The organism is Citrobacter sedlakii NBRC 105722 (assembly GCF_000759835.1).
Lineage (GTDB): Bacteria > Pseudomonadota > Gammaproteobacteria > Enterobacterales > Enterobacteriaceae > Citrobacter_A > Citrobacter_A sedlakii.
The window spans coordinates 228,167-240,918 of record NZ_BBNB01000002.1 but is presented as its reverse complement, the minus strand read 5'-3'; the positions used below and the strand labels follow the sequence as shown (position 1 = coordinate 240,918).

Below are 12,752 nucleotides of genomic sequence, written 5' to 3'. Positions count from 1 at the left end.
TCCCTCACACCAGACCCAGCAGGGTCAGCAGAACATCAATGATTTTGATTCCGATAAACGGCACCAGCAGACCGCCGAGGCCGTAAATCCACAGGTTGCGGCGCAGCATCGCAGAGGCGGAGAGCGGTTTGTAGCGCACGCCTCTCAGCGCCAGGGGGATCAAAAAGACAATGATCAACGCATTAAAAATGACCGCGCTGAGAATCGCGGAATCCGGCGAATGCAAACGCATAATATTCAGTGCATTAAGCTGCGGGTACGTTGCGGCAAAGGCAGCCGGAATAATCGCGAAGTATTTCGCCACGTCGTTAGCGATACTGAAAGTTGTCAGGGAGCCGCGTGTCATCAGCATCTGTTTGCCGATATGCACCACTTCAATCAGCTTGGTGGGGTTAGAATCGAGATCGACCATATTACCCGCTTCTTTCGCCGCCTGGGTGCCGGAGTTCATCGCCACCGCGACGTCAGCCTGAGCCAGCGCTGGCGCGTCGTTGGTGCCGTCCCCGGTCATCGCCACCAGGCGTCCTTCCGCCTGATACTGGCGAATCAGCGCCAGCTTGGCTTCCGGCGTGGCTTCGGCGAGGAAGTCATCCACCCCCGCCTCGGCGGCGATGGCGGCGGCGGTCAGACGGTTGTCGCCGGTGATCATCACCGTTTTAATGCCCATTTTGCGCAGTTGGGCGAAACGTTCTTTTATGCCGCCTTTGACAATATCTTTAAGCGCGATAACCCCCAGTACGCGTGCGCCTTCCACGACCACCAGCGGCGTGGCGCCCAGGCGGGCGACGCTGTCCACTTTTTGCTCGACATCAGGCGGGAACTGCCCGCCGTTAGCCTCGACGTGGCGGCGAATCGCATCCACCGATCCTTTACGGATCATCCGGTTATCGATGTTAATACCGCTCATCCTGCTCTGGGCAGTGAACGGGACGAAAGTGGCATGCAGCGACTGCACGTCGCGCTCGCGCAGATTAAAACGCTGCTTGGCGAGGATAACGATACTGCGGCCTTCCGGCGTTTCGTCCGCTAACGAAGAAAGCTGCGCCGCGTCCGCCAGCGTGCGTTCATCCACGCCGCTGGCTGGCAGAAACTGTGACGCCTGACGGTTGCCGAGGGTGATGGTGCCGGTTTTATCCAGCAACAAGACATCCACATCGCCCGCTGCTTCCACTGCACGTCCGCTGGTGGCGATAACGTTCGCGCCGAGCATCCGGCTCATGCCGGCCACGCCGATCGCGGAGAGCAATCCGCCGATGGTGGTCGGGATCAGGCACACCAGCAGCGCCACCAGTACGGTCACGCTCACCGGATGGCCGCCCCAGGCGGAAAACGGCCACAGCGTTGCCGTTGCCAGCAAAAAGACGAGGGTAAGGGCAATCAGCAGGATGGTCAGGGCGATTTCGTTTGGCGTCTTACGACGCTGCGCGCCTTCGACCATGGCGATCATCCGGTCGAGGAAGGTTTCGCCTGGATTGACGCTGCATTCGATTACCAGCCAGTCGGAGAGGATACGCGTCCCGCCGGTGACCGAGGCGAAGTCGCCGCCGGATTCACGAATCACCGGCGCAGACTCGCCGGTAATGGCGCTCTCATCCACCGACGCGCCGCCTTCAATGACTTCGCCATCGCAGGGAATGATATCGCCGGCTTCCACGAGGACGATATCGCCTTTACGCAGTTGGTCCGCCGCCACACGATCGCTTTGCGCGCCGTATTTCGGCTCGCGCAGTTTGCGGGCGAAGGCGGTTTTTTTCACCCCTTTCAGGCTGTTGGCTTGGGCTTTACTGCGTCCTTCCGCCAGCGCTTCGGCAAAATTAGCGAACAGCACGGTGATCCATAACCACAGGGCGATCGCGCCGGTAAACCGCGCGCTGCCAGGCATCTGCCCGCCAGCCATCGCGATGGCTATCAGGGTAGTCAGCAGGCTGCCGATCCAGACGATAAACATCACCGGATTGCGCCACTGGGTATGGGGGCTTAATTTTTTCACGGCGTCCATCAGCGCCTGAGCGACCAATGACGGTTCGAAAAGCGCCTGTTGTTTGCGACTCATAGTCATGTGCTCCGTGCTCAGCGTAAGGAAAGGTGTTCAGTCACTGGGCCAAGCGCCAGTGCAGGAATAAAGGTCAGCGCGCCGACTAACAGTACGGTGCCAATCAGCAGCCCGACAAACAGCGTGTCGTGGGTCGCCAGCGTACCCGGGCTGGCAGGCTGGCGCTGTTTCACCGCCAGCGAACCGGCAATCGCCAGGACCGGAATAATCACCCCGAAGCGACCGACAAACATGCAGAAGGCCAGCAGACAGTTCCAGAACGGTGAGTTCGCGCTCAGACCGGCAAAGGCGCTGCCGTTGTTATTGGCTGCCGAGGAGACCGCATACAACACTTCGCTAAAGCCGTGAGGGCCGGGGTTAAGCATGCCGCTGCGTCCCGCCTCGGTCATCATCGCCAGCGCGCTGCCGAGCAGGACCAGCGCGGGGGTAACGAGAATCGCCAGCGCGGTCATTTTCATTTCGCGCACGTCGATCTTTTTACCGAGATACTCCGGCGTGCGGCCAATCATCAGGCCGGCAATGAATACCGCCAGCATCACGAACAGCAGCATACCGTAGAGGCCTGAGCCGACGCCGCCGAACACCACTTCACCGATCTGCATCAACCACATGGGCACCATCCCGCCCAGCGCAGTAAAGGAGTCATGCATGGCAATGACCGCTCCGCAGGACGCGGCGGTGGTGACCACGGCAAACAGACTGCTGACCAGAATGCCAAAGCGGCTCTCTTTCCCCTCCATATTCAGGCTGCTGTCGGCGCCGTATTGCAGCAGATGCGGGTTACCCTGCACCTCCGCCCACATCACTACCGCCACGCAGACGATAAAAATCAGCGACATTGCCCACAGCAGCATTCGCCCCTGGCGGCGATCGCCTGCCGCGTCGCCAAACGCAAAGCACAGGGCCGCAGGAATCAAAAAGATCGCCAGCATCTGCACCAGATTGGTCAGCGCGGTCGGGTTTTCAAACGGATGCGCCGAGTTAGCGTTAAAGAAGCCGCCGCCGTTGGTACCCAGCATTTTTATCGCTTCCTGAGAGGCGACGGGTCCCATTGGCAGGGACTGTTGCACCCCTTCGAGGGTGGTGAACGGCTGATACGGCAGCAGGTTTTGCAGCGCCCCTTGCTGAATAAAAAACAGCGCGATGAGTAACGCGAGGGGGAACAGGATCCACACGGTAATACGTACCAGATCGACCCAGGCATTACCCAGGGTGCTGGCGCTCTGACGGACAAACCCGCGTATCAGCGCGAACACGACGGCAATCCCGGTGGCCGCTGACAAGAAGTTTTGCACTGTCAGGCCGACCATCTGGCTGAAATAGCTAAGGGTCGTTTCTCCACCGTAAGCCTGCCAGTTGGTATTGGTGACAAAACTTACTGCCGTATTGAGCGCCAGATGCCATGACAGGCCCGGCAACTGCTGCGGATTTAACGGCAGGCGCTGTTGACACATCAGCATGACGAACAGCGCCGCCAGCCCCAACACATTCAGCGCGAGAATAGCCAGCACATACTGCCGGGCGTTCATTTCCCGTTGGGAAATCCCCAGCGCCCGCCAGAGCAGACGCTCAATGCCTGCTGTGCCCGGAAGCGGCGTATCGTTAATCAAACGCGCCAGTCCGACTCCCAGGGGTCTGGCAAGTAAGAACAGCATCGCTAAGAACGTGGCAATAAGTAGAAATCCCTGCGCAGCCATCAGAATGCCTCCGCGTTGATTAACGCATATACCAGATAACCTAATAATAAGAAAATCAGTACGATACCGATTATCACGCCTGCACTCACAGTGCACCTCCAGTGGCATAATGGTGATAATCAAAGGGTAAATATCTGCCTGCAAAGATTTCGCAAAAATTGGCGGGTAAGGTGTAAAAAAAGTATAAAAATGGCAGAGACCATTATTTAACTAATGATTAGTATTAATTTAACTTTTATGTAACTTAATTACGTAATGAAGGTAAATAAAGCCTAAACCGCTAAAAATAAGTGGTCGGATGAGTAGTAAAATTACAGGCAAGGCGGTACAATTTTCATCAGATAACCAAATTCATTTTCACGGTGCAATTCACCGAAGATATAAAAGGGGAGAAAGTATGGGACTCTATAAAGATTATCCCGCGCATGTTGTGTTCTTACGCCGTACTTTCGCCGTGTTGGCGGGAGTCCTGGCGCTGCCGGTCATGCTGTTCTGGAAAGATCGCGCCCGTTTTTACAGCTACCTGCACCGCGTCTGGTCGAAAACCAGCGACAAGCCGGTGTGGATGGACCAGGCAGAAAAAGCGACCTGCGATTTTTACTGATCATTGACCGACAAAAAAACCGTCAACAGTCATGTGGCGGTTTTTTTATGTCTGCGTCTACACTTAGCGCCTGAAGGACCCGGCTGTAAGGACATAAAAATCATTATCGTGAAACGTACCGCGTTATTTTAACAGGAGTTCTATGCCCACCCATCTGGTCTGGTTCCGCCGCGATCTCCGTCTGCATGACAATCTCGCGCTTGCCGCCGCCTGTCGCCATCGTAATGCGCACGTGCTGGCGCTCTTTATCTCCACGCCCCGCCAATGGGCAGATCACACTATGTCGCCGCGTCAGGCGGGGGTGATCCGTGCGCAACTCGAAGGGTTGCAGGCCTCCCTCGCGGAGAAGGGCATCCCGCTGCTCACCGCCGAAGCGGACGACTTTACCGCCAGCGTCGAAACGGTAAAAGCGGTCTGCAGGCAGCATGATGTCAGCCATCTTTTTTACAACTATCAGTATGAGGTCAACGAACGTGAACGGGATGCGGCGGTAGAAAAAGCGCTGCCTGAGGTGGTATGTGAAGGGTTTGACGACAGCGTGATTCTGCCGCCGGGATCGGTGATGACCGGCAATCAGGAAATGTATAAAGTTTTTACCCCGTTTAAAAATGCCTGGCTTAAGCGCTTGAAAGAGGCCATGCCTGAATGTGTGGCGGCGCCAGCCGCGCGAGAAAATTCGCCCCTGGCGCAGCGGCGTCAAAAAATCGTGTTTACCTATCCGCAGCAGGAGGCAGACACCACGCTTTTCCCGGTGGACGAAAAAACGGTGATAGCCCGACTGCGCCAGTTTTGCCAGCAGGGGGCGGGTGAATACGCACAGCAGCGGGATTTTCCCGCTATCGACGGCACCAGCCGTTTATCTGCCGCTCTGGCGACGGGAGGGTTATCGCCGCGCCAGTGTCTGCACCGCCTGCTCGCCGAACAGCCTGACGCACTGGACGGCGGGCCGGGCAGCGTCTGGCTGAACGAGCTTATCTGGCGAGAGTTTTATCGGCATCTGATGACCTGGAACCCTGCGCTGTGTAAATACCGCCCATTTATCGGCTGGACGGAAAAGGTAGCCTGGCAGGATAACGCGGCGCATTTCAGCGCCTGGCAGGCGGGGCAAACCGGCTTTCCGATTGTTGATGCGGCTATGCGCCAGCTTAATGCTACCGGCTGGATGCATAACCGTCTGCGAATGATTACCGCCAGTTTCCTGGTGAAAGACCTGCTGATCGACTGGCGCAAGGGCGAGCGCTATTTCATGTCGCAGCTTATTGATGGCGATCTCGCCGCCAATAACGGCGGCTGGCAGTGGGCGGCCTCCACAGGTACTGACGCCGCACCCTATTTTCGTATTTTTAACCCAACAACGCAGGGGGAAAAATTCGATCGCGACGGTAAGTTTATTCGTCAGTGGCTCCCGGAACTGCGCGACGTGCCTGGAAACGCGATTCACGAACCGTGGAAATGGGCAAAAAAAGCAGGCGTCACGCTTAACTACCCGCAGCCCATCGTCGATCATAAACAGGCCCGCGTGGCGACGCTTGCCGCCTATGAAGCGGCAAGAAAAGGCGCGTAAGGTCATTTATGTCACCCGGTAGCCTGGAGCCAGGGGCTACAGGAAGGTTTATTGCAGGGACGTCAGCAGGGAAAATGAAGAAGGTCAGCGGGAGGCGGCGCTACGCATTGCCCACACCATGCAGGCACAGGGAAGCGAGCGTGGCTGGGTGCTGCGGGTAACCGGCCTTAACGAAGACGATCGGGTCACGGCGCCCAGCCACTCATGTCCGTTAACTCAGGACTCAATCGCCAGCGGGCGGTTTCTGAATTTAAGCGACTGATACAGCCAGATCAACAGTACCAGCCCGACGCAGGCCAGCGCGCCCCAGGTGATGTCACTGAACACATCGATATAAGCATTGATGGAATAGTTGATCGCGCCGCTGGCGTCAAACGCGCTCTGGGACGTTTGGTCGGCAATGACGCCCGCCAGATAGTTGGCAATCGCGCCGGAAAGCAGCATATAAATGCCGGTTAATACGCCAGTTACCCCAGGGATTTCAATACGTGTAATCTGCGACATCGCCACCGGGTCGATAAACAGCTCTGCAAAGCCCATCACCGCCAGACCGAGGATCATCAGCGGCATGGAAGAGTGGCCATAGGCTGCGGACCAACGGGCGCTAAGGGTCAGAATGCAGAATCCGGCGCTCATCAGACCGAGGCCGAGAGCGAATTTGCCCCAGATGCGTACGCTGCGGCGACCCCCCATACTCTCTTTTACCCGCCAGGCCAGCACCACGCCGCAGAGCATCACGGCAAAGGCGTTTACCGACTGGAACATGGCGGTAGGAACCGAATAGCCGAAAATATCGCGGTTTACGAAGCGATCGATATACAGGCTGATGGAGCTGCCGCCCTGCTGGGCAAAGGCCCAGAACAGCAGGCTAAAGACGGTGAGGGTCACGATCAGGCCCAGCTCTTTACGCTGCTTCTGGTTTTCTGCCTGACGATAAATTTTACTCAGCACCGCCAGACCGATGACGGTGGCGGCAATCAGCGCGTAAACCGACCAGTCCTGCCAGAACAGAACGGTAATGACCAGCGGCGCGGCAACCAACAGGACCAGCAGCCAGCCCCAGTTGGGCAGGAGAAACGGCCGGGCGCACAGCGCGGTTTTGTTCACCCCTTTGGTGTGCGCGAAGTGGCGATTGCCGCAAAGGAAGATGATCAACCCGGCGATCATGCCGATGGCCGCCAGCGCGAAGCCCATCGCCCAACTGTATTCTTCCTGGACATACCCGCAGGCGATCGGTGCGACGATCGAACCCACATTGCCCGCCGCGTATAGCAGCGAAAACCCACCGTCACGGCGTGGATCGTCCGGTTGGTATAACTCACCCAGCAGACAACTGATGTTCGACTTGAACAAGCCATAGCCGCAAACAATGATTGCCAGCGACAAATAAAGGAAGGTGGGGGCAATTTCGCTGGCGCCGAGGACCAGATGCCCGACCGCCATCAGAAAAGCGCCAAGCATTACCGCCATGCGGTTACCGAGCACTTTATCAGCGAGATAACCGCCAAGAATCGGCGTGACATAGACCAGCGAACAATAAGCGCTGAATAACGCATAGGCGTGGGTATCGTCGTATTTAAGCTGATTGGTGAGATAGAGGATCAGCAGGGCGCGCATGCCGTAAAAACTGAAGTATTCCCAGATTTGCAGCGCGACGACGTAGTAAATCGCCCGCGGTTGAGATGATGCTTTATTCATTGTGATACCAGAATAGCTTGCGCGCCCAGCGGATAAAACGCCGCGCGGCGGGGGTTCCTTAACGTTACAATGTCGATACAGATAGGATTATTTTTGCAATATGCTGTCTGATTGCATAAATATACATGAATTCGCTCACGGAAGGGCGCGCTTTTCACGCTAAAAAACGACGGGATTGTTTCTTAATGTGTCAGTGAATTGGCTATCGACGAACGGACGCCCGAAGGCTATTTTAACGTATCGCATAGACGAACAAGGGAGCGATGATGAAAAACACCGAACTGGAACAACTGATCAACGAGAAACTCAACAGCGCGGCGATTAGCGATTACGCGCCTAACGGTTTACAGGTTGAAGGCAAAGCGACGGTGCAAACAATCGTCACCGGCGTCACGGCCAGCCAGGCATTGCTGGATGAAGCGGTACGCCTGCAGGCTGATGCGGTCATCGTTCACCATGGTTATTTCTGGAAGGGCGAATCTCCGGTGATTCGCGGCATGAAGCGTAACCGCCTGAAAACGCTGCTGGCAAATGATATCAACCTCTACGGCTGGCACCTGCCGCTGGACGCGCATCCTGAACTGGGCAACAACGCGCAGCTTGCCGCCCTGCTTGGCATCAACGTGATGGGGGAGATCGAACCCTTGGTGCCCTGGGGCGAACTGTCGATGCCGGTGCCTGGACTGGAACTGGCCTCATGGATTGAAGCGCGTCTTGGGCGTAAACCGTTATGGTGCGGCGATACCGGGCCGGAGACGGTCACCCGCGTCGCCTGGTGCACCGGCGGCGGACAAAGTTTTATCGACAGCGCCGCCCGCTTTGGCGTAGACGCGTTCATTACGGGCGAAGTCTCTGAACAAACCATTCATTCGGCGCGCGAGCAGGGGCTGCATTTTTACGCCGCCGGGCACCATGCCACCGAACGCGGCGGTATTCGCGCCCTCAGCGACTGGTTGAATGAAAATACCGATCTGGATGTGACGTTTATTGACATACCGAATCCCGCGTAAAAAAGACGAAGAGGAACGCAAGTGCAACGAGCGCGCTGTTATCTGTTAGGCGAAACGGCGGTGGTACTGGAGCTGGAACCCCCCGTGACGCTGGCGAGCCAGAAACGTATCTGGCGACTGACCCAGCGTCTGGTCGACATGCCAAATGTGGTTGAAGCTATCCCAGGGATGAACAATATCACGGTGATCCTGCGGGAGCCGCAAACCCTGGCGCTGGATGCCATTGAGCGTTTGCAGCGCTGGTGGGAAGAAAGCGAGGCGCTGGAGCCCGACTCGCGCAATATTGATATCCCGGTGGTTTACGGCGGCGCGGGCGGTCCCGATCTCGCTCTGGTGGCTCGTCACAGTGGGCTGAGCGAAAAGCAAGTGGTCGAACTACACGCGTCGGTTGAGTACGTGGTCTGGTTTTTAGGTTTCCAACCCGGTTTTCCTTATCTTGGGAGCTTACCGGAACCGTTGCATACGCCCAGACGCGCCGAACCGCGTCTGATCGTTCCGGCAGGTTCTGTCGGGATCGGTGGATCGCAGACGGGCATTTATCCGCTCGCGACGCCGGGCGGCTGGCAGCTCATCGGACACACGCCGCGGAAACTGTTCGATCCGACGCAGGATGAACCGGTCCTGCTGCGTCCCGGCGACAACGTGCGCTTTATCCCGCAGAAGGAGGGGGTATGTTGAAGATTATTCGCGCGGGAATGTACGCTTCGGTACAGGATGGTGGCCGTCACGGTTTTCGCCAGTCCGGTATCAGCCACTGCGGCGCGCTGGATCGACCCGCCATGCATATCGCCAATTTACTGGTCGGCAACGACGCCAACGCGCCCGTGCTGGAAATTACGCTCGGACAGTTGGTGGTCGAATTTGAGGCCGACGGCTGGTTTGCCCTGACCGGCGCAGGATGCGAAGCGAAACTGGATGAGCACCCGGTCTGGACAGGCTGGCGACTGCCGGTAAAAGCGGGTCAGCGTCTGGCGTTAAAGCGTCCGCAACACGGTATGCGCAGCTACCTGGCGGTGGCCGGAGGCATTGCCGTACCTGAAGTCATGGGGTCGTGCAGTACGGACCTGAAAGTCGGGATTGGCGGTTTCGAAGGGCGTCTGCTCCGGGACGGCGACCGCCTCGCCATTGGCGCACCGGCGCGGCAATTCCTCGGCGCCCAGGGGGTAAAACAGCTGCTGTGGGGAAACCGGCTTCGCGCACTGCCGGGGCCGGAATATCACGAGTTTGATACGGCATCGCAGGCGTCGTTCTGGCGTTCGCCGTGGTACCTCAGTCCGCAAAGTAACCGGATGGGCTACCGGCTGCAGGGACAGCCGCTAAAACGCACCACCGAACGTGAACTGCTGTCCCACGGATTGCTGCCCGGGGTGGTGCAGGTGCCGCACAACGGTCAGCCGATTGTATTAATGAACGACGCTCAGACCACCGGCGGCTATCCGCGAATCGCCTGTATTATCGAAGCGGATATGTACCATCTGGCGCAGATCCCGCTCGGTCAGCCGATTCATTTTGTCCAGTGTTCGCTGGAAGACGCGCTGAAAGCGCGCCAAGACCAGCGGCGCTATCTTGAACAACTGACATGGCGGTTGAGCAATGAACATTGATTTGAATGCGGACCTCGGCGAAGGCTGCGCAAGCGATGCGGAACTGTTAACGCTGGTCTCTTCGGCCAATATTGCCTGCGGGTTTCATGCCGGGGATGCGCAAACCATGCTGTCGAGCGTGCGAAATGCGCTGAAAAACGGCGTCGCCATTGGCGCGCACCCCAGCTTTCCCGACCGGGAAAACTTTGGCCGTACGGCAATGACCCTGCCGCCGGAAACCGTCTACGCGCAGACGCTGTATCAGGTCGGCGCGCTGGCGGCGATCGCGAAAGCGGAGGGCGGCGTTCTGCGTCACGTCAAGCCGCATGGGATGCTCTACAACCAGGCGGCGAAAGACCCGCAGCTTGCGGACGCGATCGCGAAAGCGGTACATGCCTGCGACCCCGCGCTGGTTCTGGTCGGACTGGCGGGCAGCGAACTGATCCGTGCGGGTGAGCGTTACGGACTTGTCACCCGCCAGGAAGTATTCGCCGACCGTGGCTACCAGCCTGACGGTTCGCTGGTGCCGCGTAGCCAGCCGGGAGCGCTGATCGACGACGAGGAACAGTCGCTGGCGCAAACGCTGGGGATGGTGGAAAGCGGCCGCGTGCAGAGTGTGACCGGCGCGTGGGCCAGCGTGGTCGCCCAGACAGTGTGCATTCACGGTGACGGCGAGCACGCACTCGCTTTTGCCCGACGTCTGCGCGAAGCGTTTACGACGCGCGGTATTCACATTACAGCTTAAACAATGACGTCGTCCCAAAGAGGACGACGCGCTGACGTACGACACAACAAAAACACAACAGACAAGGAATGGATTATGGGAGATGCTATCACTCTCTGGCCACTGATGGGCATTGCCGTCATTGTGGTCGGGTTTCTTTTACGCTTTAACCCGGTGCTGGTGGTCATTGTGGCCGGGATCGTCACCGGACTGGCGGCGCAGATGCCGATCGCCACGATCCTCGAAAAACTGGGAGAAGGCTTTCTCAATACCCGCAATCTGCCGTTTATTCTGTTGATCCCGCTTGCGGTAATCGGTCTGCTGGAGCGTCACGGTCTCAAAGAACGCGCCCAGACGTGGATCGCGAAAATTCGCAGCGCCACCGCGGGTCGTCTGTTGGTGGTGTACCTCTTTATCCGTGAAGTGACGGCGGCGCTGGGGCTGACCAGCCTCGGCGGCCATCCGCAGATGGTGCGTCCTCTGCTGGCGCCGATGGCGGAAGGCGCGGCGGAGAAGAATTACGGCCAACTGCCTGGCGCGGTACGCTATCGCCTGCGGGCGATGTCGGCGGCGACCGATAACGTTGGGCTGTTCTTTGGCGAAGATATCTTCGTTGCGTTCGGCGCGATCATCTTCATGCACAACTTTATGCTGGAATCCGGCGGGATCCAGACCGAACCGCTGCACATTGCGCTGTGGGGGATCCCCACAGCGATCTGCGCGTTTCTGATCCACGGCGCGCGCCTGTGGCGGCTCGATAACTATCTGCAACGTGAGATGGCGAAAGCCAGTGCGGCGAACGCGGGTAAAGGAGATGCGCAATGAATTTTCAGCAAAGCTACCTCTACTGGCTGGCAGGCGTTATTCTGTTGATTGTCGCTCTGATGTCCTGGCGGGACAAAGCCAACCCGCGACGGCTGACGACGGGATTATTCTGGGGCGTCTACGGTCTGCTGTTTTTACTGGGCGACTGGACCTATCAGTTAGTGGGCGACAAGCGCGCGGTGAATATCGCCGTTGGCATTGCTGTGGTGTTGATGGCGCTGATTGCCGGATTTGGCGGCGTAAAGCTCGGCAGCTATCATCAGCGTACCCGTGAGCAACGTGAAGAGAGCGCGACGCGTCTCGGCAACCGCCTGTTTTATCCGGCGCTGGCGATTCCGGTAGTGACGGTGATCGGCGTGCTGATGTTCAACCATATTCCCGGTTTACAGGAAGGGCTGTTCGGGCCGGGTAACCACGCTACCCTGGTCACGCTGTTTTCCATGACCGCAGGTTCGCTGATCGGCCTCGGCATGGCGATCAAAATGACGCACGAGAAGGTCCATCAGCCGATTCAGGAAGCGCGGCGTTTGCTCGACTCCATCGGCTGGGCGTTTATTCTGCCGCAGATCCTCGCGACGCTGGGACTGTTGTTCACCGCCGCAGGCGTGGGCAGCGGCATTTCGTATCTGACTCAGGAATACCTCGCCGTAGACAGCCGCTTTATCGCGGTGGCGGTGTATACCCTCGGGATGGCGCTGTTGACGATGGTGATGGGCAACGCCTTTGCCGCTTTCCCGATCGTGACGGCAGGGATTGGCATTCCGATTCTGGTGCTCCAGCACGGCGGCAATCCGGCGGTGATGGCGGCGATTGGCATGTTTTCCGGCTACTGCGGTACGCTCATGACGCCGATGGCGGCAAACTTCAACATTGTTCCTGCCGCGTTGCTGGAGCTGCCGGATAAAAACGCGGTGATTAAAGCGCAGGTGCCGACCGGCGTGTTGCTGCTTATCGTCAACGTGTTCCTGATGTATTTCCTGATGTTCCTGTAAGG

The 12,752-nt window shown here is 58.0% G+C and carries 13 protein-coding genes; 9 read left to right on the top strand and 4 right to left on the bottom strand.

The annotated features are described in order from the left end of the window. Positions 1 to 4: 4 nt before the first annotated feature. Genes kdpB through kdpF form a run of 3 tightly spaced genes read right to left on the bottom strand, consistent with a single transcriptional unit; the run spans position 5 to position 3,839 of the window. A complete protein-coding gene (kdpB, locus tag CSE01S_RS05505) occupies positions 5 to 2,053 on the bottom strand; it encodes a potassium-transporting ATPase subunit KdpB (RefSeq protein WP_042285398.1) in 2,049 nt (682 codons plus the stop codon). Between the two features lie 17 nt (positions 2,054 to 2,070). Continuing rightward, positions 2,071 to 3,750: a potassium-transporting ATPase subunit KdpA gene (gene kdpA / locus CSE01S_RS05500; RefSeq protein WP_042285396.1), complete on the bottom strand. Its 1,680-nt coding sequence runs from the start codon at positions 3,748 to 3,750 to the stop codon at positions 2,071 to 2,073. Further along, positions 3,750 to 3,839: a K(+)-transporting ATPase subunit F gene (gene kdpF, locus CSE01S_RS05495; protein ID WP_042285393.1), complete on the bottom strand. Its 90-nt coding sequence runs from the start codon at positions 3,837 to 3,839 to the stop codon at positions 3,750 to 3,752. Before kdpF ends, kdpA begins: the two co-directional genes overlap by 1 nt. A 308-nt stretch (positions 3,840 to 4,147) precedes the next feature. On the opposite strand from kdpF, the gene CSE01S_RS05490 reads away from it, so the two are divergent. The 3 genes from CSE01S_RS05490 to CSE01S_RS23660 all read left to right on the top strand — a co-directional run bounded on the left by CSE01S_RS05490 (position 4,148) and on the right by CSE01S_RS23660 (position 6,180). After that, entirely contained in the window at positions 4,148 to 4,354 is a 207-nt protein-coding gene (locus CSE01S_RS05490; RefSeq protein WP_042285391.1) for a YbfA family protein, read from the top strand. A gap of 142 nt (positions 4,355 to 4,496) precedes the next feature. Further along, positions 4,497 to 5,918: a deoxyribodipyrimidine photo-lyase gene (gene phrB / locus CSE01S_RS05485; protein WP_042285388.1), complete on the top strand. Its 1,422-nt coding sequence runs from the start codon at positions 4,497 to 4,499 to the stop codon at positions 5,916 to 5,918. A 118-nt stretch (positions 5,919 to 6,036) separates the two neighbouring features. Beyond that, positions 6,037 to 6,180 carry a hypothetical protein gene (locus tag CSE01S_RS23660; protein ID WP_500861408.1) on the top strand — a complete coding sequence of 48 codons (144 nt, stop codon included), beginning with the start codon at positions 6,037 to 6,039 and terminating at the stop codon, positions 6,178 to 6,180. Here CSE01S_RS23660 and CSE01S_RS05480 read toward each other — a convergent pair. Then, positions 6,135 to 7,616, bottom strand: coding sequence for an MFS transporter (locus CSE01S_RS05480; RefSeq protein ID WP_042285385.1), 1,482 nt, complete (start codon positions 7,614 to 7,616; stop codon positions 6,135 to 6,137). The genes CSE01S_RS23660 and CSE01S_RS05480 overlap by 46 nt on opposite strands. A 266-nt stretch (positions 7,617 to 7,882) precedes the next feature. On the opposite strand from CSE01S_RS05480, the gene ybgI reads away from it, so the two are divergent. The 6 genes from ybgI (at position 7,883) to CSE01S_RS05450 (ending at position 12,750) form a co-directional block, all read left to right on the top strand. Then, entirely contained in the window at positions 7,883 to 8,626 is a 744-nt protein-coding gene (gene ybgI, locus CSE01S_RS05475; RefSeq protein ID WP_042285382.1) for a radiation resistance protein YbgI, read from the top strand. 21 nt (positions 8,627 to 8,647) lie between these two features. Continuing rightward, positions 8,648 to 9,304 (top strand): 5-oxoprolinase subunit PxpB, encoded by a 657-nt coding sequence (gene pxpB, locus CSE01S_RS05470; protein WP_042285380.1) that lies wholly within the window; start codon positions 8,648 to 8,650, stop codon positions 9,302 to 9,304. Then, positions 9,298 to 10,230 carry a 5-oxoprolinase subunit PxpC gene (pxpC, locus tag CSE01S_RS05465; protein ID WP_042285378.1) on the top strand — a complete coding sequence of 311 codons (933 nt, stop codon included), beginning with the start codon at positions 9,298 to 9,300 and terminating at the stop codon, positions 10,228 to 10,230. Before pxpB ends, pxpC begins: the two co-directional genes overlap by 7 nt. Continuing rightward, positions 10,220 to 10,954 (top strand): 5-oxoprolinase subunit PxpA, encoded by a 735-nt coding sequence (gene pxpA, locus CSE01S_RS05460; RefSeq protein ID WP_042285375.1) that lies wholly within the window; start codon positions 10,220 to 10,222, stop codon positions 10,952 to 10,954. The genes pxpC and pxpA overlap by 11 nt, the downstream gene beginning before the upstream one ends. A gap of 75 nt (positions 10,955 to 11,029) precedes the next feature. Then, positions 11,030 to 11,758 carry a DUF969 domain-containing protein gene (locus tag CSE01S_RS05455; protein WP_042285372.1) on the top strand — a complete coding sequence of 243 codons (729 nt, stop codon included), beginning with the start codon at positions 11,030 to 11,032 and terminating at the stop codon, positions 11,756 to 11,758. Further along, a complete protein-coding gene (locus tag CSE01S_RS05450; RefSeq protein ID WP_042285370.1) occupies positions 11,755 to 12,750 on the top strand; it encodes a DUF979 domain-containing protein in 996 nt (331 codons plus the stop codon). The genes CSE01S_RS05455 and CSE01S_RS05450 overlap by 4 nt, the downstream gene beginning before the upstream one ends. Positions 12,751 to 12,752 lie beyond the last annotated feature (2 nt).